This window comes from Streptosporangium sp. NPDC023825, assembly GCF_040639575.1.
Classification (GTDB): Bacteria; Actinomycetota; Actinomycetes; order Streptosporangiales; family Streptosporangiaceae; genus Streptosporangium.
In genome coordinates, this window is record NZ_JBFAAE010000035.1 from 57,943 (window position 1) to 78,383 (window position 20,441).

Here is a 20,441-nt window from a genome sequence, read left to right on the forward strand (position 1 = left end):
GCCCCTGCAACGTTCGGATCAACCTTGCATCCAATCGCCTCCCGCGACGTATTCGTTACGCCACGATGAGGTTATGTCGGGACGCTTTCTAAAATGGATCGGCCCCATCGTGTGCATCGCCGCATTAGGGGGGCTGGGTCTCTATCTGCTCACCCTGGGCGACCTGGAGAAGGCTGATCAGACAGCCAGCGTGGTGGGCGTATTCATCGGCTTGAGCGGTCTAGCTGCGACGCTCTACGGAATGTTCGTCGACCGCCGTGTCCTGCCGACTTCGACACCTGCAGACCCCGAAGAAACCATCGCTGCGGCCAAAAAGGCGCTGACCACCCTGGTGGCCCAGCAGTGGCGCACCGAAGCGAGTATCCGGTCCCTGGACGATCCCGAACCGATCCCGATCTCCTGGCACCTGGTCGACGACGCGGGCTTAATGGACCATCCGCGCCTGGTCGGCGAGCACCTGTTAACGTTTCGCGGCTCCAACGGTCAAATCCCCAAGCTCGCTCAGGCTTTTCGGAAGTTGCGGCGCCGACGGCTGGTCATCACCGGCGGTCCAGGGACCGGCAAGACCACATTAGCCATCCAGCTGCTGCTACACCTGGTAAGCCCGGACCGTGATGCGGCCGACCCGGTACCGGTGCTGGTACCGGTCAATGGCTGGGACACCAGTGCCCACCCGCGGCTGCACGACTGGCTCGCCGTCCGGCTGCCCCTGGACTATCCGGCGCTGACTGCTCCGCAGTTCGGAACAGGCACCGCAAAAGCCCTTCTCGATCACGGCCACATCCTGCCTATCCTTGACGGCCTGGACGAGATCCCTCCACCAGCCCGCATCACGGTGATCGCGGCCTTGAACCGGTGGCTAGGCAAGGGCGATTCCTTCATCCTCACCAGCCGCACCATCGAGTACGCCGCCGCGACCGAGCAGGCCGGAGACGTGCTGACCGCCGCCGCGGTCATCGCGCCGGCTGTCATCACCCCCATCAGCGCCGAATCTTACCTGCGCACCAGCCTGCCGCCGGTACCCCGCCATGACTGGAACCAGTTTTGGGCCGCGCTACACGACGGTTCCTGCCCGGGCTTGAGCCGACTGGCGGAAACCGCACTGGGATTGTGGCTGATTCGCACCGTCTACATCACCTCCACCACCGACCCCGCCCCCCTAGCGCAGCAGGAGGCGACGCTGCGCGCTCATCTGTTCGACCACCTCATCACCGCCGTCATCGACGGGCGGCCTCCCAGCAGTGACCCCGCCGAACACTTTCGGCCCCGCACTCGCTGGAACTCCGACCACGCTCGTGACTGTCTGACCTACCTCGCCCGTGTGCTGCGCGACCACAACACCTACGACCTGGCTTGGTGGCAACTCGCTCAGCACACCATCTCCCATTCCGAACGACGCCGCTTTGCATGGCAGGCCGGGATCGCGATCGGGCTCACGTTCGGGCTGGTCTTCGGGCTCGCGTTCGGGCTGGTCTTCGGGCTCACGTTCGGACTGGTCTTCGGGCTCGCGGGCGGAGTCATACTCGCGGTCGATACATGGTTCACTGAAATTCCCGGATACATTGATTTACATCTCTCAGGAAGGACAATCGACCTCATCAAATATGTGCAAAGCGCGCGCTCGTTCGGGCTCACAATCGGACTAGTAGCCGGGCTCGGGTTCGGGATCCTATTCGGGTTCAGGCTAAGAGACGAATTTGGACTCGTAGGCGGGTTCGGACTCGGGCTCGGGTTTGGGCTCGGGCTCGGGCTCGCGAGCGGACTCTTGATCAGTTCTGTAGACGCGGTGATCAGTTGGGCCGAACAGCCAGCGTCCTCCACGATCGCGACTACACCACTAACGAGCTGGAAAGCCGACAGAACCCTGACATTGCTACGAGTCATAACCTTCGGGTTTGCGACTGGGGTTGCTGCCGGGGGTGCGGTTGGGCTTATGAAAGGGCTCGCGGCCGCACTTACGTTTGGGTTCGTGTTTGGAATCATTTCCGGAAATCACCATGCTTGGCTGGTCTACTTAATCGCCGTTCGACGGTTGGCCAAGAATAAGCGCCTGCCCCGCAGGCTAATGATTTTTCTTGACGACGCTCACCGTCTCGGGCTGCTTCGCACCATCGGGCCGATCTACCAGTTCCGCCACGCTGAACTCCAAGACCACCTCGCTTCACCATTGAGCAGTGAGTCAAGCAGCGCAGCCATACTGCCAAACCCTGAAAATGCCCCCTGAACCCGAACAACCCCCCCACATCGCTTGGATCAAGCTGACGCCTCCCGGCCAGTGACTCCGACAGCACGACTTGATTCCAATAGGTGACTTCCTGGCTGATTCGCTCCCCGTCGGACGGCGCCGACAGGTGGAATAGCGGTATGCCGGACAAGTGGGTGAAGCGGGCGCTAGTAGGCGTAACTCTCGGGGCCGCAGTGGCACAGCTGATGCGATCCCGCCCTCAAGCACCTGAACCAGAACCCTTGGGCGTCGAGGAATCCCCGACGCCCGGGGAACCCGAGTCGGCCGCGTCCCAACCAAGAAAACGGCGGCTCTGGATCCTCGTAGTGATCGCCATCCTGTGTGTGTCTGCCGCCTTGGGGATGGTGGCACTGAACGTGGCGGCGCCGGACTGGGTGCGCTGGGTCTGCTTCGGCATCGCGCTGACGGGAGTCGTCTCGCTGATGCTCACGCTCCTGCTCGGCCCAGGAGCGCGTCGACTGGCCGGGGAGCAACGCCCACTGACCGAGGAAGACCGGCGCGAGCTGTCGGCGCACGAACGCGTCGAGGCGATCAATGCCGCCCGCCACACGCTGATCCAAGCTGCGACCGGCCTGGTAGTGATCGGTGGCGTCGTGTTCACCGCCCAGGGGCTGTGGTACACCGCCCAGAGCCTCGAAACTTCGCGCCAAGCTCAGATCATCGCTGAGCAAGGACAGATCACCGACCGGTATACCAAAGCCGTTGAACAGCTCGGCTCCAGCAAGGACGATGTCCGCTTAGGCGGCATCTACGCGTTGGAGCGCCTGGCGAAAGATTCTCCGCGAGACCACCACACTATCTATGATGTGCTCACTGCTTTCGTCCGACAGCATGACCCTAAACCCGCGGCCCAACTTCCGGGAGAGCCCGCAACCGACGTTCAAGCGGCGCTAACGGTTTTCGGCCGCAGAAAACTAAGTTACCCATATGGCCCATACTCCGACCCTCTAGCCGGAATCGATCTGAGGGAGACACGCATCGGACGAACCGGATTCAATCTAAGAGAAGTGCGCATCAAAGGCGTCGATCTGCCCCGAGCGAACTTGAACTCTACAGATCTGCGTGGCGCGAATCTAATCAGCGCGAACCTAACCAGCGCAAAATTGATCGGCGCAGATCTGAGCTGCGCAGGCTTGCGTTGCACAAACCTGAGCAGTGCAGATCTGAGTTATGCGGACTTAAGAGATGCGGATTTGAACGGCGCACATCTGAGCTGGGCGAACCTAAGGCGCGCGAACTTAAGCGGCGCGGATCTGGCCGGCGCGGATTTGAGCAATGCAGACCTACGCGGGAGTCTTGGCCTATCAGAAGAAATAGTACGTGCGATGGCTGTAACGAATGCGAGTACCCTTTTTGGTCCGGCACCCTGAGTAGTTTCAGGCAGTTACACCGATGCTCGGCACTTCGACAGCGTTCCGAGCGGCCCGGCCGCCTTATAAAGATTGCGTAGCCGTGCACGACCGGGCCCTGGTCACCGATGACCAGGTTTCTGTGAACTCCATTTTCTCAAGCCGCCGGAAGCGGTGGTGAGCCTGGTCGACCAGTTCGGGCGTGATCTCTGGACGGGACCAGGCCGGAGGCATTGGCGCGCTGGGTGAAGGCCCAGGAGATTAATTGCACCTCGTGATCGGAGTGGATCAGTGTTCCGGTCGGCGGTGTGCGGTGATGAATGGCCATGCCGAGTGCGTTGGTGGCCAGTGTGGCGATCTGCGTCGAGTCGATGGACCAGCCCACCACCCGGCGGGAGTAGACGTCCAAGACGACGCAGCAGCAGACCTTGCCCTCGCGGGTGGGGTGCTCGGTGATGCCGGTGACCCACAGCTCGTTGGGGACACCCCGGGCGAACCGGTGCTCGACCAGGTCCGCGGCGGTGGGGATCTATCGTCTGGTCGCTGATCTGTAGATCGAAGGTAGGGATCATCACCGAACTGGCGAAGGACGTACGAGGACGGCGCCGATACGTCACCACCAGGAAGCAGGGCACGCACCAGCTCAGGCATTATTACGCGAGTGTCACCCTCCCTGCCGGGGTCGGGATCAACGAGCTTGCCGAGTACCTGGGTCATTCCGACCCGGCATTCACTCTCCGTGTTTATGCCCATATGCAAACAACCTCATATGAGCGGGCCCGCGAGGCGATCGACAAGCGCATGAGCCATCTTCGCCTCGCGGTTGGACAGAACTGAGACAGAACCGAGCTCCCTCCGCAAGATCATCGGCTGATAGCCGAACCGCCGAATGATCTTCAACGTGGGTGAGATTTCAGCAGGTCAGAGGCCAGAAAGTCCCAGCTCCCGCGCGATCAGCATCCGCTGGACCTCGCTGGTGCCCTCGCCGATCTCCAGGATCTTGGCGTCGCGGTAGAAGCGGCCGACCGGGTACTCGTTCATGAACCCGTACCCGCCGAAGATCTGGGTGGCGTCGCGGGCATTGTCCATGGCGGCGTCGCCGGCGACGAGCTTGGCGATGGCGGCCTCCTTCTTGAACGGCTCGCCGGCGAGCATCTTCGCGGCCGCGTGGTGGTAGGCCAGGCGGGCGGTGTGGGTCCGGACCTCCATGTCGGCGATCTTGAACTGGATCGCCTGGTAGTGGCCGATGGGGTGGCCGAAGGCGTGGCGCTCGCGGACGTAGCGCAGCGACTCGTCCACGCAGCCCTGGGCCAGGCCGGTGGACAGGGCGGCGATGGCGACCCGGCCCTCGTCGAGGGTCTGCAGGAACTGCGCGTAGCCGCGCCCGCGCTCGCCGAGCAGGTTCGCCGCCGGGACGCGGCAGCCGTCGAAGGAGAGCTCGCGGGTGTCGGAGCAGTTCCAGCCCACCTTGGAGTACTTCTTCGACACGGTGAGGCCGGGGGTGCCGGACGGCACCAGGATGGTGGAGATCTCCTTCTTCCCCCCGGCCAGCTCACCGGTGATCGCGGCCACGCCGATGACACCGGTGATGTCGGTGCCGGAGTTGGTGATGAACGCCTTCGTGCCGTTGATCACCCACTCGTCGCCGTCCAGCACGGCGGTGGTCCGCATGCCGCCGGGCACGTCGGAGCCGCCGCCGGGCTCGGTGAGGCCGAAGGCGCCGAGCATCTCGCCCGACGTCAGCCGGGGCAGCCACTCGGCGCGCTGCTCGGGCGTGCCGAACCGGTAGATCGGCATCGCGCCCAGCGACACCGCGGCCTCGACGGTGATCGACACGCTGGAGTCCACCCTGGCCAGCTCCTCCAGGGCCAGGCAGAGCGCGAAGTAGTCGCCGCCCATGCCACCGTGCTCCTCGGGGATCGGCAGCCCGAACAGGCCCATCGCGCCCATCTGCCGCACGATGTCGTAGGGGAACTGCTCGCGCTCGTAGAGGTCCCCGATGACCGGGGCCACCACGTCGCGGGCGAACGCCTCTACGGTCTTGCGAAGCTCCTCGTACTCCTCGGTCAGCTTGGGCGATGTGGACATGGTCACTCCTCGACGTTCTCTGCGGTGGTGCGGGACGGGTTCTCGCCCAGGGCCTGGACGACCCGCGACGGGCTGGGGCGGCCGAGCCTCGCGGCCAGCCAGGTGCTGGTCTCCACCAGCGAGGAGAGGTCCAGCCCGGTCTCGACGCCGAGGCCGTGCAGCATCCAGACCAGGTCCTCGGTGGCGAGGTTGCCGGTGGCGCTCTCGGCGTACGGGCAGCCGCCGATGCCGCCGGTGGAGGCGTCGACGACGGTCACCCCCTCGCGCAGGGCGGTGAGGGTGTTGGCCAGGGCCTGGCCGTAGGTGTCGTGGAAGTGCACCGCGAGCCGGGAGGGACCGCCGAAGGCCTCGATCAGCGCGGCGACGTGGCCGGGGGTGCCGACCCCGATGGTGTCGCCGAGCGACAGCTCGAAGCAGCCCAGGTCGAGGAGCCTGCGCCCGACGGAGACGACCTGGGCGACGGGCGTCGGGCCCTCCCACGGGTCGCCGAAGCACATCGAGACGTACGCCCTGACCTTCAGGCCGTTGGCCAGCGCCCGCGCGACGACCGGCTCGAACATCTCGAACTGCGACTCCAGCGTGCGGTTGAGGTTCCTGCCGGCGAAGGTCTCGGTGGCGCTGGCGAAGATCGCGATCTCGTCGACGCCGTGTTCGAGCGCGCGGTCGAGGCCACGCTCGTTGGGGACGAGGACCGGGTAGCGCACGCCGGGAACCCGTTCCATGCCCGCCAGCAGCTCCGAGGCGTCGGCGAGCTGGGGCACCCACGTGGGGTGCACGAAGCTGGTGGCCTCGATCACGCGGTGTCCCGCGGCGGCCAGCCGGGCGATGAACTCGGCCTTGACCTCGACGGGGACCACCGCGGCCTCGTTCTGCAGCCCGTCGCGCGGCCCGACCTCGTAGATCGTGACCCGCTCGGGCAGCCCCGCCGCCCGGACCCGCTGTGGCTCGCGCATCATGCTCCCCTTACCGGCTCGCGCCGCACGGCCCTGGCGGCCCGGGGGGCCGCCGGTGTCGCGACCTCGGCGACCCATCCGGCCGTGACCTCCCCGTCGCCGTGCGTCACGGCCCATCTGACCGCCCGCGTCGCGATCTCCCGGTGTTCCCGTACGGCCTCCGCGACCGTCGCGGAGACCGTCACGGCTCCTCCTCGCGGACCACGGCCAGCACGGCGTCCATGGCGACCGCCTGGCCGGCCCGGACCCGCATCTCGGCGACGATCCCGCCGATCGGCGCGGTCACGGTGTGCTCCATCTTCATCGCCTCCACGATGAGCAGCGGCTGCCCCTCGGCGACCCGCTCGCCCTGGCCCGCCTTCACCACGAGTACGGTGCCCGGCATCGGGCTGCGGACCTGCCCGTCCCCCGGGCCGCCCGCGCCGGTCCGGTCGCCGGGGTCGCCCAGGTGGCGGCGGGTGAGCACCCAGGCGTCGCCGTCGCGGCCGAGCCAGATCGTGTCGCCGCCGTCGCCGTCCCTGGCGACGGCGTAGCGCCTCGCGGTCCCGCCGAGGGTGACGAGCAGGTCGCCGTCCCCGTTCATGCCGCCCTCGTCGGCGAGCCGCGCCCGCACGACGTCGGCTTCGGGCAGGCGGATCTCGGCTCCCGAGGCGGGCAGGCCGCGGACCCTGAGCTCGCGGACGCCGTCGCGGGTCTCCAGCCGGTAGACGGTCCAGGCCGCCTCGCCCAGCCGCCAGCCGTCGGGGACGTCCCACGGGTCGGCGGGCGTGCCGGCGGGCACGTGCTCGCGGTGCAGGACCAGGGCGGCGGCGGCCAGGACGTCGCCGGGGACGGAGGGAACGCCGTCGCGGGGGACCAGCTCGCCGAGGTGGCGCTCCACGAGGCCGGTGTCGAGGTCTCCGGCGACCACGGCGGGGTGGCCGATCAGGGCCCGCAGGAAGGCGATGTTGGTGGGCACCCCGAGCACGGCCGTGGCCGCGAGCGCGCCGTCGAGCCGCCGCAGGGCGGCCGCCCGGTCGGGCCCCCAGGCGATGACCTTCGACAGCATCGGGTCGTAGTCGCTGCCGACCAGGCCGCCGGCCATCAGGCCGGAGTCGACCCGCACCCCCGGCGGCTCGCGCAGCGCGAGGACCCGGCCGCCGGTCGGCAGGAAGCCCCGGGAGGGGTCCTCGGCGTAGACGCGGGCCTCGACGGCGTGGCCGTCGAGGCGCACCTCGTCCTGGGTGAGCGGGAGGGGCTCGCCGGCGGCGACCCTGAGCTGGAGCTCGACCAGGTCCAGGCCGGTGACCAGCTCGGTGACGGGGTGCTCGACCTGCAGGCGGGTGTTCATCTCCATGAAGTAGTAGTCGCCGGTCGCGCCCTGGACGATGAACTCGACCGTCCCGGCGCCGGTGTAGCCGACGGACCTGGCGGCCTCGACCGCGGCCGCGCCCATGGCGGCCCTGGTCGCGGCGTCGAGGAGCGGGGACGGCGCCTCCTCGACGATCTTCTGGTGGCGGCGCTGCAGGCTGCACTCGCGCTCGCCCAGGTGGATGACGCCGCCGTGCGCGTCGGCCATCACCTGGATCTCGATGTGCCGGGGGTTCTCCACGAACCGCTCGATCAGCAGGGTCGCGTCGCCGAACGCGGCGGCGGCCGTGCGCCGGGCGGAGGCCAGCGCCTCCGGCAGCTCCGCCGCGGAGCGCACCAGCACCATGCCCTTGCCCCCGCCGCCCGCCGAGGGCTTGATCAGCGCGGGGAAGCCGACCCGTACGGCCGCCTCGGCCAGGTCGTCGCCGGGCTCGGCGCCGCCGGGGACGACGGGGACGCCGGCCGCGGAGACGGTGGCCTTGGCCCGGATCTTGTCGCCCATCGCCTCCACGGCCTCCGGCGGCGGGCCGACGAAGACGAGCCCCGCCTCCGCGCAGCGACGGGCGAAGGCCGCGTTCTCGGCGAGGAACCCGTATCCGGGGTGCACCGCCTGGGCGCCGGTCGCCTCGGCGGCGGCGAGGATGCCGTCGATGTCGAGGTAGCCGCCGGGCAGCCGCACCGCGACGTCGGCCTCGAGGACGTGCCGCGCCCCGGCGTCGGCGTCGCTGTGGACGGCGACGGAGCGGATGCCCAGCCTCCTGAGGGTGCGGGTGATCCTCAGGGCGATCTCGCCGCGGTTGGCGACGAGGACGGTGTCGAACATCCGACGGGGTGGCGGTGAGAGTGTCATGGTCGCGGTCACATCCGGAAGACGCCGTAGCCGACGGGTTCGAGGGGGGCGTTGGCCGAGGCGGACAGGGCCAGGCCCAGGACGGTACGGGTGTCGAGGGGGTCGATGACCCCGTCGTCCCAGAGGCGGGCGGTGGAGTAGTAGGGGTTGCCCTGCTCCTCGTACTGCGCGCGGATGGCGTCGGGGTCGGCGTCGCCCACGGTGGACAGGACGTTGGCGGCCTGCTCGCCGCCCATCACCGAGATGCGCGCGTTCGGCCACATCCACAGGAACCGGGGCGAGTAGGCGCGCCCGGCCATCGCGTAGTTGCCGGCCCCGAACGAGCCGCCGACGACCACGGTGAACTTGGGCACCCTGGCGCAGGCGACGGCGGTGACCATCTTCGCGCCGTGCTTGGCGATGCCGCCCGCCTCGTACGCCCTGCCGACCATGAACCCGCTGATGTTCTGCAGGAACACCAGCGGGATGTTGCGCCGGTCGCACAGCTCGATGAAGTGGGCGCCCTTGAGCGCCGACTCGCCGAACAGGATGCCGTTGTTGGCGACGATCCCGACGGGGTGGCCGTGGACGCGGGCGAACCCGGTGACGAGCGTGGCGCCGTACTCGGCCTTGAACTCGCCGAACCTGCTGCCGTCGACGATCCGGGCGATGATCTCACGGACGTCGTAGGGCGTGCGGGTGTCGGCGGGGACGATGCCGTACAGGTCGCGGGGGTCGTGCGCGGGCTCCTCGGAGGGCGCGCGCTCCCAGGGGGAGGGCGTGCGCGGCGCGAGGGTGGAGACGATGTCGCGGACGATCCGCAGCGCGTGGCGGTCGTCGTCGGCGAGGTGGTCGGTGACGCCGCTGACGCGGGCGTGCAGGTCGCCGCCGCCCAGCTCCTCGGCGCTGACCTCCTCGCCGGTGGCGGCCTTCACCAGCGGCGGGCCACCGAGGAAGATCGTGCCCTGGTTGCGGACGATCACCGCCTCGTCGCTCATCGCCGGGACGTACGCGCCGCCCGCCGTGCAGGAGCCGAGGACCGCGGCGATCTGCGGGATGCCGCGCGCCGACATGGTGGCCTGGTTGTAGAAGATCCGGCCGAAGTGCTCGCGGTCGGGGAAGACCTCGTCCTGCCTGGGCAGGAACGCGCCCCCCGAGTCGACGAGGTAGACGCACGGCAGGTTGTTGTGGAGGGCGACCTCCTGGGCCCGCAGGTGCTTCTTGACGGTGATCGGGTAGTAGGTGCCGCCCTTGACGGTGGCGTCGTTGGCGACGACCACGCACTCGCGCCCGGAGACGCGGCCCACCCCGGTGATGATCCCGGCGGCGGGGGCGGCGTCGCCGTACATCCCTCCTGCGGCCAGCTGGGAGAGCTCCAGGAAGCGCGAGCCCGGGTCGAGCAGGGAGTCGACGCGGTCGCGGGGCAGCAGCTTGCCCCGGGAGACGTGCCGGGCGCGCGACCTCTCCGGGCCGCCCAGGCCCGCCACGGCGACGCGTTCCCGGAGGTCGGCGACGAGGCGCTCGTTGACCTCGGCGTTGCGTTTGAAATCCTCGCCACCCGGGTCGCAGGCACTTCGCAGCACCGGCCAGCCACTCATCCGAGCCTCCCCGTCCGGCCTGCCCGGCCTGTCTGATCCGCCCGGCTTCGCCGCCGCTGGGTCACCGGTCATCAACTCCATCGCAGATGTTAGTCATTATTAACGTTACCGTCTACCATGCGAGGGGTGACGACTGCTCAGCCTTCCACCCGCAACCGCGGCTCACGACGCGCGGAGATCCTGGACGCCGCGGCGGAGCTGTTCGCCGCGCGCGGCTTCCACGGCGTCTCGATCGAGGACATCGGCGGCGCGGTCGGCACCTCGGGCCCGGCCCTCTACCGGCACTTCAGCGGCAAGGAGGCCCTGCTCGCGGAGATGCTGCTGGACGTCAGCGAGCGCCTGCACACCTCGGGAGCGCGCCGGGTGACCGAGGCCGCCGACGCGGAGCAGGCGCTGGACGCCCTGCTCGGCTGCCAGATCGAGTTCGCGCTCAGCCATCCGGCGCTGATCACCGTGCACGACAGGGAGCTGGGCAACGTCCCCGAGCCCGCCCGGCGGCGGATCCGCAGGCTCCAGCGGCTGTACGTCGAGGAGTGGGTCACCGTGCTGAGCGAGCTCTACCCGGGGCGCCCGCAGGCCGGGCTGCGCGCCGCGACCCACGCCGTCTTCGGGCTGCTCAACTCCACCCCGCACAGCGCGGGCGAGCTGCCGCCCGCGGCGATGGCCGAGCTGCTGCGCGGCATGGCCCGTGCGGCGCTCGCCGCCACCCATGGCTAGGAAGCAGGGTTAGGAAGCGCTAACTCCTGACGAGGCGTTCCCGTCGCGAGGACGGGTGCCACGCCTGCGAGGGGGTCACCACGACCGTGCACGGCGCCTCGCGCAGCATCACCTGGCAGACCGGGCCGATGGCGGGATCCAGCGGGTCGTCGTGCTCCCGGTCGGCGACCACCAGCAGGTCCGAACGGTCGGCCGCGTGGCGGAGCACCTCGACGTGGGGCCGCGTCTCGATCAGGCTCTCCACCTCGACGGTGGGATACCGCTCCTCCCACACCGCGACGTTGGTGTTGAAGCGGACGGCCACCTGCCTGGTGTCGTGGGCGTTCTCGGGACAGAGGCAGATGATCAGCAACGCCGCCCTGCGCAGCCTCGCCTCCTCGAAGGCGATGCCCAGCTCCGGCGAGTCGAGGTCGGGGCCCTCCACCGCGATCGCCACGCGACCGGCGCGCGGATGGCCGGACCGCCTGACGACGGCCACCGGGCAGCGGGCGTGCGCGGCGACCTCGACGGTCGAGCCGATCCTCAGCTCGTCGGGACCGCCGGCGCCACGCGGGCCGATCGCGATCAGCTCCGCGGCGCCCGACAGGCCCACCAGGGCCGCGGCCGGGGTCCCCTCCACCAGCTGCCCGCGCACCCGTATCCTGGGCGCCAGCTCGCGCACCGTCGTCAGCCCGCTGTCGAGGACGCGCCTGCCCATGCGGCGTACGACCTCGGTGGTCTCGGGGGCGAGGGAGAGCCTGGGGTAGGGCCACTGCCAGGCGTGGCAGACGAGCAGCGGGAGAAATCTCAGGCGGGCCTCCTCAACGGCCCACCGCAGGGCCAGCCGGCTCTCGGCCGAACCGTCGAATCCGGCGACCACCGGCCGCCCGTCGTCCTGTACCGGCATCACGGCTCCTCTCCCCCGTCACTCCTTCCCATCCTTCTCCGATCCGCCTGCCGGGAGGGGTGCGCTTCTCCAAGACTCTTCGTGTTTTGCGGCCCGTATCGGCAAAGACGCCTTTCGGCGAAGACGCCTTCTCCCGCCCGAGGGGCGGCGGGAGGGCGCTCGTGAACAAGCGGGAGGGCGCTCATATAACGGGGCAGGGCCGGGACACGTGCCGCCCGGGCACGCCGGAGCGGTGTACGGCGGCCGGTCACCGGCACGGCCGCCGGTCTGTCACCGGTCTGTCACCGGCACGTCACCGGCGCAGGGCGGTCACGGGGCCGGATGTCCGATCACCGGCGCGAACCGGTCACAGGCAGGACCCGCCCACCGCCACGACGGCGGTCGGCGTGCAGAGCACGCTCGCCCAGGCGGCGACGGCCGACGTGACCGCGAGGGGGGTGCCCGGCGCGGCGAATATCACCGGCGCCGGTGCGACCGGGACCGGCGGGACGGCCACGGGCGGCACGACGTCGACCGGCGGGGTCCCACCGGGCGGGGTGGCGATGGGCGGCACGACGTCGACCGGCGGGGTCCCACCGGGCGGGGTGGCGATGGGCGGCACAATGTCGACCGGCGGAGTGCCACCGGGCGGGGTGGCGATGGGCGGCACGACGTCGACCGGCGGGGTGCCACCGGGCGGCAGCTGGGTGTCCGGCGGCGGCGGGGTCCCGGGCACCGCGGCCGCGGTGCCCGGAGCGGTCCCTGGCACCGGAGGCGGAGGCGGAGGCGGCGTCGCGGCCGAGGGTGACAGCGCGGACATCGATGCGGCCCCCGGCACCGGTGCGTCTCCGGGCGCCGGTGCGCTCCAGGCGGCCGGTGCGGCGGGGGCCGGTATCCCGGGCACCGGCGTGTCGCCGGAAAGCGCCGGGGCGGGTGACGCCGTATCCGGAAACGGCACGGCGGCGTGGGCGGCGGCCGGCAGCATGACGGCCGCCCCCACCGCCCCGGTGAGAATCAGTTTTCCAAGCATGTGCGCCTCCACTGATGTGACCGATGTGACTGGTGTGATGGACGTGAACTCCGAAGATGCTGGCAGCCGCTGTGTCCGCGGATGGCAAAGACACCCTCCTGGGGAAGTCCGCAGGAGGAACGGCTTGTGGCAACAGGGGCGCGAGATGCCCGGAGATCGCAACACAGGACCCGGAAACGAATGTGCTTCCACCGTTCGGGGCTTCCGCCCCTTGTGCTGGTCAGCCCCGGTGTGAGGCCTCCGGTTCATTCATCGGGCGGATCGGTGAAAACAGACCTGACAAGCTGTCATGAATAATGGTTAAATGCGATCGGCCCGCAAGTCCGTGCGCACCAAAGATGTCAAGGTTGAGGACGGCATCCGTCCATGGGGGACATAATCGGGCTGTGGCGCGCGACACTGTTGAGACCCATTTCACCGAGGCCGTGACCGCCCTTTCCCCCGGGGCGCCGCGCGATCCGGGCCTGCCCGTGCGGGAGGGCACGTCCCTGACGGGCGCCCGCTGCCGCGAGCTGTTCGAGTTCCAGCTCGGCAGCAGGCTGCTGGACGTCACCGCCCGCTGGCTGCGTGAGCAGGGCCAGGGCTTCTACACCATCGGCTCGGCCGGCCACGAGGGCAACGCCGCGGTCGCCGCCGCGCTGCGCGCCACCGACCCCGCCCTCCTGCACTACCGGTCCGGCGCCTTCTACCTGACCCGGTCGGCGATGGCGGGCCGGCTGCCCGAGGAGGGGCTGCGCGACGTGCTGCTCGGCCTGACCGCATCGGTCGAGGAGCCGATGGCGGGCGGGCGGCACAAGGTCTTCGGCCACCCCGACCTGGCGGTGATCCCGCAGACCTCCACGATCTCCAGCCACCTGCCCCGCGCGGTGGGCGTGGCCTTCGCCATCGAGCGCGCCCGCCAGCTCGGCCTGCCGGGGCCGTGGCCCGCCGACGCGATCGCGACGTGCAGTTTCGGTGACGCCTCGATGAACCACGCCAGCGCCCTGTCGGGCCTCAACACGGCCGCCTACGGCTCGTACCAGAAGCTGGCGCTGCCGATCCTGTTCGTCTGCGAGGACAACGGCCTGGGCATCAGCGTGCGCACCCCCGACGGCTGGGTCCGGGCCGCCCACCACCCGCTGGTGAGGTATTTCGAGGCCGACGGCTGTGATCTCGCCGACGTCCACGACGTGGCGCTGGCCGCCGCCGACCACGTCCGCGCGCACCGCGCCCCCGCCCTGCTGCGCGTCGGCACCGTCCGGCTGATGGGCCACGCGGGCTCGGACGTGGAGCTGTCCTACCGGACCAAGCGGGAGATCGACGCCGACCTGGAGCGCGACCCGCTCGTGGCGACCGCCAGGCTGCTCGTCGAGGCCGGCCTGACCACCCCCGACGAGCTGCTGCTGCGGTACGAGACGACGCGCGAGCACCTGTTCAAGATGGCGATGGAGAGCTCCCGGCGGCCCCGGCTCGTCTCCGCCCTCGACATCGTGGAGCCGCTGGCCCCGCGCACCCCCGCGGCCGTCGCCGCGGCCAGCGCCGGGGCGGCGGCCCCAGAGGCCAGGGCGAGGGCCTTCGCCGGCAGGCTCCCGGAGCAGGAGGGCCCGCTCACCTTCTCCCAGTCCGTCAACCGCACCCTCGCCGACTCCCTGGCCGCCCACCCCGACGTGCTGGCCTTCGGCGAGGACGTGGCACGCAAGGGCGGCGTCTACGGCGTCACCCGCGGGCTGCAGAAACGCTTCGGCCCCGGCCGGGTGTTCGACACCCACCTGGACGAGCAGGCCGTGCTCGGCCTCGCGCTCGGTTCCGGGGTCTCCGGCCTGCTGCCGGTGCCCGAGATCCAGTATCTGGCGTACCTGCACAACGCCCTGGACCAGATCCGAGGCGAGGCCGCGACGCTCCAGTTCTTCTCGCAGGGGGCCTTCCGCAACCCGATGGTGGTGCGCGTCGCCTCCTACGCCTACCAGAAGGGCTTCGGCGGCCACTTCCACAACGACAACTCCGTCGCCGCGCTGCGCGACATCCCGGGCCTGGTCGTGGCCTCCCCCGCCCGGCCCGACGACGCCGCCTCGATGCTGCGCACCTGCCTGGCCGCCGCCCGCGTCGACGGCAGTGTCTGCGTCTTCCTCGAGCCCATCGCCCTGTACAACACCCGCGACATGTTCGAGGAGGGCGACAGCGGCTGGCTCGCCCCGTACGCTCCCCCGGCCCGATGGGCGGAGACGCACGTCCCGATCGGGCGGGCCCGCAGCTACGGCGACGGCCGCGACCTGACCATCGTGACCTTCGGCAACGGCCTGCGGATGAGCCTGCGCGCCGCGGTGCGGCTCACCGCCGAGGGGCACGGCTGCCGGGTCCTGGACCTGCGCTGGCTCTCCCCCCTCCCGGTGGAGGACCTGATGCGGGCCGCCGAGCTGACCGGCAAGGTGCTGATCGCCGACGAGACGCGCCGCACCGGCGGCGTCTCGGAGAGCATCGTCGCCGAGCTGCTCGACGCGGGTTTCACCGGCAGGATCGCCCGGGTGACCTCCTCGGACAGCTTCATCCCGCTGGGCGAGGCGGCCAGGCACGTGCTGCTGTCGGAGGCGGAGATCGAGGCGGCCGCCCGCAAGCTGCTCGGCTGACTCGTCAGCGGGTCCCGGGCCGGTGGTCCGGGGCCCACGGCGGTGTCAGAGCCAGTCGCGGCGCTTGAACACCAGATAGAGGGTGAGGCAGACGCCCGCCATGAGCAGGACCGCGAAGGGGTAGCCCCACCTCCAGTGGATCTCGGGCATCACGTCGAAGTTCATGCCGTAGATGGTGCCGACGAGGGTGGGGGCGAACAGGATCGCGGCCCAGGCGGAGATCCGCTTGACCTCCTCGTTCTGGGCGTTGCTCGCCTCGGTGAGGTTGGTCATGTGCTCGTTCTGGGCCTGGGCGACCATGGTCGAGTTGACCACGAGGATGTCGTGGAGCATCTGGCGGAAGCCGCTGACCCGCTCGGCGACGGTGATCACGTGGTCGGCCACGTCCCGCAGGTATCTCTGCAGCTCCTGGTCCACCCCGTACTTGGCGGCCCCCGCGATGAAACCCTCGATCATGCCGAGGAGCGGCTGGGTGGCCCGCTGGAACTCGATCACCTCGCGCGACAGCTCGTAGATGCGGCGGGAGACGCCGGGCTCGTTGCCGAAGACCTGGACCTCGATCTCGTCGATGTCGTTCTGCAGGCCGGCGACCACGGGGGCGTAGCCGTCCACGACCGCGTCGAGGATGGCATAGAGCACCGCCTGCGGGCCCTGGCCGAGCAGCTCGGGGTCGTGCTGCATGCGGCGGCGGACCTGCGACAGGTCGGGCGCCTCGCTGTGCCGTACGGTGATCACGAAGTTCGGGCCGACGAAGACGTGCAGCTCGCCGAAGTCGACCTCCTCGGCCTCGTCGAGGTAGCGGGCCGGGCGGAGCACCACGAACAGGGTGTCGCCGTAGCGGTCGGCCTTGGGCCGCTGGTGGGCGACGATGGCGTCCTCGACCGCCAGCTCGTGCAGGTCGAACTCCTCGGCGACGTTGAGGATGACACCGTCCTCGGGCCGGTAGAAGCCGATCCAGGCCATGCTGCCGGGGGTGTTCTTCAGGCGTTCGAAGGCATCGGGCAGCGACTCGGGGGTGGCGGCGCGACGGCCGTCGACGTAGATCGCGTTGTCGATGACACGCGAGCGGGGCGGGACCGGCCGCCCGTCGCCGACGGACCTGGGGTCCATCGACCGCTCGGGAGACTCCCGGCCGGTGCCGGGACGCCCGCGCACCAGGCTCCTCAGGCCCCGCATTCGCCGGTCGGTCACGCGTCTCTCCTCATCGGGCGCTCATGAACTCCTGCAGCGACCGCATCGCGGTGGTGCGGATCTTCGCCCTGAGCATCGGGGTCCAGCCGAGGACGATACCGACCGGCCGGCCCATCGCCATCTTGGACCAGCGCCTGAGGTCGAAGTCGTCGTGGTGCCGGACGATCAGGCCGTCCTCGAAGCGGAAGAGCGCGTCGACCTCGTTGACGACCTTCCTGCCCGTCTTGCCGAAGGTGTAACGGCCGGTCCAGTGCGCCGTGCCCTCGTGCGGGCGGGCGGTGATGTCGCGGACGGTCACGTCGAGGTCGGCGCTGCGGCCGAGCAGCATCCGCCACATGCCCATGACCCTGTCGCGTCCTTCCAGGTCCTGGAAGACGGGGTCACCGAAGGTGACGTCGGGGTGGTAGCAGAGCTCCATCGCGTCGGCGTCGCGGCGCGCGAAGGCGTCGTAGAACGTCCTGATGAGCTCGGCGTTCCGATCGTTCACGAGTTTCTCCCGGTCATCAACATCCTGCCGACCGAGTGTAGTGCGCGGAAAGGTCGAGGAGATTGTCCGCGTTGTGCCAGCACACCGCGCGGAGCCAGCCGTCGCCGAGGCCGAGGCGGTCGAGCGCGTGGAGCTGGTGGGCGTACGGGTGGGGGATGTTCGGGAAGTCGCTGCCGAGCAGGATCTTGCCGGCCAGGCCGAGGTCGCGCAGGCGCGGCAGGAGGCGTGCGGGGAACGGCGTGCCGCGCTCGGCGAAGTCGGTGAAGGTCATCGTGGTGTCGAGCCGCACGTTCGGGAAGGTCTCGGCCAGCTCGAAGAACTCGTCGTACTCCGGCATGCCGAGGTGCGCGACGATCATCGGCAGGGCCGGGTGGCGGTCGAGCACCCCGCCGATCGGCCCCGGTCCCGTGTGGCGGCCGGGCAGCGGGATCGAGCTGGCGTGCACGACGACGGGCACGCCCCGCTCTGCGAGCAGCCCCCACACCTCGTCGATCTCCGCCAGCCCGGGGTCGAAGCCGCCGACCTGGAGGTGGACCTTGAAGATCCGCGCTCCTCTGCCGAGCGCGTCCCGGACGTAGCCGAGAGCTCCAGGTTCGGGGTAGAAGGTGGCCGAGGGAAGACATCCCGGGGTACGGCCGGCGAAGTCGAGCGTCCATTCGTTGAGGCTCTCGGCCATACCCGGCCGGTGCGCGTAGGCCAGGGCGGAGAAGACCTTCACCCCCAGTGCCCGCAGCCTGGCGACCCGTTCCCCTGCTGGCAGCCGGTAGTGGATCGGCCACCCTTTCCCCATCAGGGGGCTGCCGTGCTCGAAATGGTGCCAGACTCGGCGTTCCATCCGCTCCGGCAGGAAGTGGACGTGCACGTCCGCCAGACCGGGCAGGCCCAGCTCTCGCCACCAGGCGGGGACACCTGCGTCCGCGAGTTCCGGAATCATGTTCGGCACGGTTCCGACTTTATCGCCAGCACACCGGCAGTCGTGGGACGCTTTGCTCTCACGCCGCGAAGGAGAAACGAGCGTTGTCCGACCTCTGGGTGACCCTGACCACGACCCGTTCCGGGCCGCCCCTGTGGGTCGTGCTGCTGTCCGCCCTGGCCGCGCTGGGCGTGGTGTCGTGGTCCACCTCGTGGCAGCTGTCACGAGGGCTGATCACCATCGCCCACGAGGGCGGGCACGCGCTGGTGGCCCTGCTCACCCGGCGCAAGCTGGAGGGCATCCGGCTGCACTCCGACACCTCGGGAGTGACCCTGACCAGGGGGAAGCCCCGGGGGTTCGGCATGATCCTGACCGCCGCCGCCGGATACGTCGCCCCCTCCCTGCTGGGACTGGGCGGGGCGTGGCTGACCGCCTCCGGCTACGTGGCGGTGCTGATCACGATCGTGATCGGGCTGCTGTTCTGCATGCTGCTGCTGATCCGCAACCTGTTCGGCGTGGTGAGCCTGCTGGCCACCGGGGGTGCCATCTTCGCCTTCACCTGGTACGCCGCGCCCGACATGGACGCGATCCTGGCCTACCTGGCCGTGTGGTTCCTGCTGCTGGGCGGCGTACGGCCGATCGTGGAGCTCCAGCGCAAGCGGCGTCGCCACCAGGCGCCCGACTCCGACGCCGACCAGCTCGCCAGGCTGACCTTCCTGCCCGGCGGGTTCTGGGTGTTCCTGTTCCTGGTGGTGGCGGGCGCGTGCCTGGTGGCCGGGTCCTACCTGCTGCTCCCCCCGTCGTTCGCGCTGTTCTGAACCCTGAGCGGTTCCGCCCCGCCGCCGCGTCCCTTTCGTATCCGCCGTCCCGGGCCGTCCCTCGCGGTGGCCTCTCGTCACGACGGCACACGGCAGGGAGCGAAATCGACGACGGCGCGGAAGACCGTTCGACGGTCACTCGCCGTAACGGGTCGTCGCCATGCCGTGGCCTCGAAAGGTCCGGTCGCCTCCGGTCGCGATGGCCGGTCGTCCCGGCGTGCGCGGGCCGCCGGGACGGCGTGTCAGGCGGCTCACCGGGACGGCGGCCGGAACGACCCCCCGGAGGCGGCCGTACCCGGAGCGACGCGCCGGGAGCCGCGCACCGGGGGCGGCGCCCCTGGGGGGCCACCGCGGGTGACCACCGGGCGGCACCCGGAACGGCGGCGCGACACCGCGGCCCGCCCGCCTCCCCGGAATCCGGCTAATTACGCGATTCATATCATGATGTCGGGGTAATCATCCGACACTTAACCTTCATATCGCTACACCCCGTAACCGCGCTTCTCGTTCGGCGATTCGGGTAATCTTTGAATTTTATTATCGGGAATATCATTTCTCCTGCGAGAGGCGTTCCATGCCCCACCCCGCTTACCTCGTCGGAGCGGCAGGGGCGGGCGTCCTGGCGGTCTCGCTGGGCGTGACGTTCGTGCTCCTCCGGCGGCTCAGGCGGCTTCGCGCCGAGCGGGAGAGTGCGCTCACCAGGGCGTACGAGGGGTTCGCCCGCGACATGCACGACATCGTGGGGCACTGGCTCTGGCTGGCGTCCATCAAGGGAGAGCTGGCCCACCGCAGGGCGAACGGCGACGCGCGCATGAGCAAGGACCTGGAAGAGGTGCTGCGGGCGGTGCGGCAGGCCGCGCACGCCGTGCGGAACGTGTCGGAGGCCCGTCACCGGCTGTCGTTCTCCGGCGAGGCCGCGCGGGCCAGGACCCTGATGGAGGGCTTCGGGGCCTACTGCTCGGTCCGGGTGGACGTGGACGAGCTTCCCGAGGTCGTGAGCGCCACGCTGGGCGCCGTGGTCCGCGAGGGCGTGACGAACATGCTGCGGCACAGCCAGGTGAAGCGGTGCGCGATCGAGCTGGTCGAGCACGGCGGCCGACTGCGCCTGACCGTCGTCAACGACGGGGCTCCCCGGCTGGAGGCGCACTCCACCGGCAGCGGCGTGGACAACCTGACCCACCGCGTGGGCGAGCTGGGCGGTACGGTGCGGGCGGTCGGCGGCGCGGACGGGTGGTTCACCCTGATAGCCGAGGTTCCTGGTAATTTTTCCGAATAACCTTCACGTCCGCCGCGAAAGCGCAGGTAGCGTACACCTTCACGGTCGGCACTGTGAGTTTCGCATATACGAGTGGTTTAATTTGTAACTAGTGGTTTCTCGGGTTATCCGTAATTCTCTCTTCTGGAA

Annotated in this window: 18 protein-coding genes; 7 read left to right on the top strand and 11 right to left on the bottom strand. The window is 69.8% G+C overall.

All coding sequences use genetic code 11. The features are described from left to right. The first annotated feature begins 73 nt into the window (after positions 1-73). Positions 74-2,224: a hypothetical protein gene (locus tag AB0G15_RS26920; protein WP_362845014.1), complete on the top strand. Its 2,151-nt coding sequence runs from the start codon at positions 74-76 to the stop codon at positions 2,222-2,224. A gap of 326 nt (positions 2,225-2,550) precedes the next feature. Beyond that, a complete protein-coding gene (locus tag AB0G15_RS26925) occupies positions 2,551-3,615 on the top strand; it encodes a pentapeptide repeat-containing protein (protein WP_362845017.1) in 1,065 nt (354 codons plus the stop codon). A gap of 136 nt (positions 3,616-3,751) precedes the next feature. On the opposite strand, the gene AB0G15_RS26930 is transcribed toward AB0G15_RS26925, so the two are convergent. Continuing rightward, positions 3,752-4,123: a DDE-type integrase/transposase/recombinase gene (locus tag AB0G15_RS26930; RefSeq protein ID WP_362845105.1), complete on the bottom strand. Its 372-nt coding sequence runs from the start codon at positions 4,121-4,123 to the stop codon at positions 3,752-3,754. A 50-nt stretch (positions 4,124-4,173) separates the two neighbouring features. Between AB0G15_RS26930 and AB0G15_RS26935 the strand changes: the two genes are divergently transcribed. Further along, positions 4,174-4,431, top strand: a complete 258-nt coding sequence (locus AB0G15_RS26935) for a tyrosine-type recombinase/integrase (RefSeq protein WP_362845108.1) — start codon at positions 4,174-4,176, stop codon at positions 4,429-4,431. Positions 4,432-4,515: 84 nt separating this feature from the next. Here AB0G15_RS26935 and AB0G15_RS26940 read toward each other — a convergent pair whose 3' ends face one another. Genes AB0G15_RS26940 through AB0G15_RS26960 form a run of 5 tightly spaced genes read right to left on the bottom strand, consistent with a single transcriptional unit; the run spans position 4,516 to position 10,412 of the window. Continuing rightward, positions 4,516-5,682 (bottom strand): acyl-CoA dehydrogenase family protein, encoded by a 1,167-nt coding sequence (locus tag AB0G15_RS26940; RefSeq protein WP_362693013.1) that lies wholly within the window; start codon positions 5,680-5,682, stop codon positions 4,516-4,518. 2 nt (positions 5,683-5,684) lie between these two features. Further along, positions 5,685-6,638, bottom strand: coding sequence for a hydroxymethylglutaryl-CoA lyase (locus AB0G15_RS26945; RefSeq protein WP_362845020.1), 954 nt, complete (start codon positions 6,636-6,638; stop codon positions 5,685-5,687). After that, positions 6,635-6,820: a hypothetical protein gene (locus tag AB0G15_RS26950; RefSeq protein ID WP_362845023.1), complete on the bottom strand. Its 186-nt coding sequence runs from the start codon at positions 6,818-6,820 to the stop codon at positions 6,635-6,637. Before AB0G15_RS26950 ends, AB0G15_RS26945 begins: the two co-directional genes overlap by 4 nt. After that, positions 6,817-8,808 carry a biotin carboxylase N-terminal domain-containing protein gene (locus AB0G15_RS26955; protein ID WP_362845026.1) on the bottom strand — a complete coding sequence of 664 codons (1,992 nt, stop codon included), beginning with the start codon at positions 8,806-8,808 and terminating at the stop codon, positions 6,817-6,819. The genes AB0G15_RS26950 and AB0G15_RS26955 overlap by 4 nt, the downstream gene beginning before the upstream one ends. 35 nt (positions 8,809-8,843) lie before the next feature. Continuing rightward, positions 8,844-10,412 (bottom strand): carboxyl transferase domain-containing protein, encoded by a 1,569-nt coding sequence (locus tag AB0G15_RS26960; protein WP_362845029.1) that lies wholly within the window; start codon positions 10,410-10,412, stop codon positions 8,844-8,846. Between the two features lie 117 nt (positions 10,413-10,529). Between AB0G15_RS26960 and AB0G15_RS26965 the strand changes: the two genes are divergently transcribed. Continuing rightward, entirely contained in the window at positions 10,530-11,129 is a 600-nt protein-coding gene (locus tag AB0G15_RS26965; RefSeq protein WP_362845032.1) for a TetR/AcrR family transcriptional regulator, read from the top strand. 19 nt (positions 11,130-11,148) lie between these two features. On the opposite strand, the gene AB0G15_RS26970 is transcribed toward AB0G15_RS26965, so the two are convergent. Both AB0G15_RS26970 and AB0G15_RS26975 read right to left on the bottom strand, forming a co-directional pair. Continuing rightward, positions 11,149-12,015: a universal stress protein gene (locus AB0G15_RS26970; protein ID WP_362692995.1), complete on the bottom strand. Its 867-nt coding sequence runs from the start codon at positions 12,013-12,015 to the stop codon at positions 11,149-11,151. A 346-nt stretch (positions 12,016-12,361) separates the two neighbouring features. After that, positions 12,362-13,024 carry a hypothetical protein gene (locus AB0G15_RS26975; RefSeq protein WP_362845035.1) on the bottom strand — a complete coding sequence of 221 codons (663 nt, stop codon included), beginning with the start codon at positions 13,022-13,024 and terminating at the stop codon, positions 12,362-12,364. A 386-nt stretch (positions 13,025-13,410) separates the two neighbouring features. Between AB0G15_RS26975 and AB0G15_RS26980 the strand changes: the two genes are divergently transcribed. Then, a complete protein-coding gene (locus AB0G15_RS26980) occupies positions 13,411-15,627 on the top strand; it encodes a thiamine pyrophosphate-dependent enzyme (RefSeq protein ID WP_362845039.1) in 2,217 nt (738 codons plus the stop codon). 45 nt (positions 15,628-15,672) lie between these two features. Here AB0G15_RS26980 and AB0G15_RS26985 read toward each other — a convergent pair whose 3' ends face one another. The 3 genes from AB0G15_RS26985 to AB0G15_RS26995 are packed head-to-tail and all read right to left on the bottom strand — an operon-like array spanning position 15,673 to position 18,239. After that, positions 15,673-16,818 carry a magnesium and cobalt transport protein CorA gene (locus tag AB0G15_RS26985; RefSeq protein WP_362845042.1) on the bottom strand — a complete coding sequence of 382 codons (1,146 nt, stop codon included), beginning with the start codon at positions 16,816-16,818 and terminating at the stop codon, positions 15,673-15,675. 10 nt (positions 16,819-16,828) lie between these two features. Beyond that, the gene (locus tag AB0G15_RS26990) at positions 16,829-17,305 is read right to left on the bottom strand and encodes a nuclear transport factor 2 family protein (protein ID WP_362845044.1); all 477 of its coding nucleotides are present in this window, start codon (positions 17,303-17,305) and stop codon (positions 16,829-16,831) included. A 16-nt stretch (positions 17,306-17,321) separates the two neighbouring features. Next, entirely contained in the window at positions 17,322-18,239 is a 918-nt protein-coding gene (locus AB0G15_RS26995; protein WP_362845111.1) for an amidohydrolase family protein, read from the bottom strand. An 83-nt stretch (positions 18,240-18,322) separates the two neighbouring features. Between AB0G15_RS26995 and AB0G15_RS27000 the strand changes: the two genes are divergently transcribed. Both AB0G15_RS27000 and AB0G15_RS27005 read left to right on the top strand, forming a co-directional pair. Next, positions 18,323-19,036, top strand: a complete 714-nt coding sequence (locus AB0G15_RS27000) for a M50 family metallopeptidase (protein WP_362845047.1) — start codon at positions 18,323-18,325, stop codon at positions 19,034-19,036. A gap of 574 nt (positions 19,037-19,610) precedes the next feature. Next, positions 19,611-20,312 carry a histidine kinase gene (locus AB0G15_RS27005; RefSeq protein ID WP_362845050.1) on the top strand — a complete coding sequence of 234 codons (702 nt, stop codon included), beginning with the start codon at positions 19,611-19,613 and terminating at the stop codon, positions 20,310-20,312. The last annotated feature ends 129 nt before the right edge of the window (positions 20,313-20,441 follow it).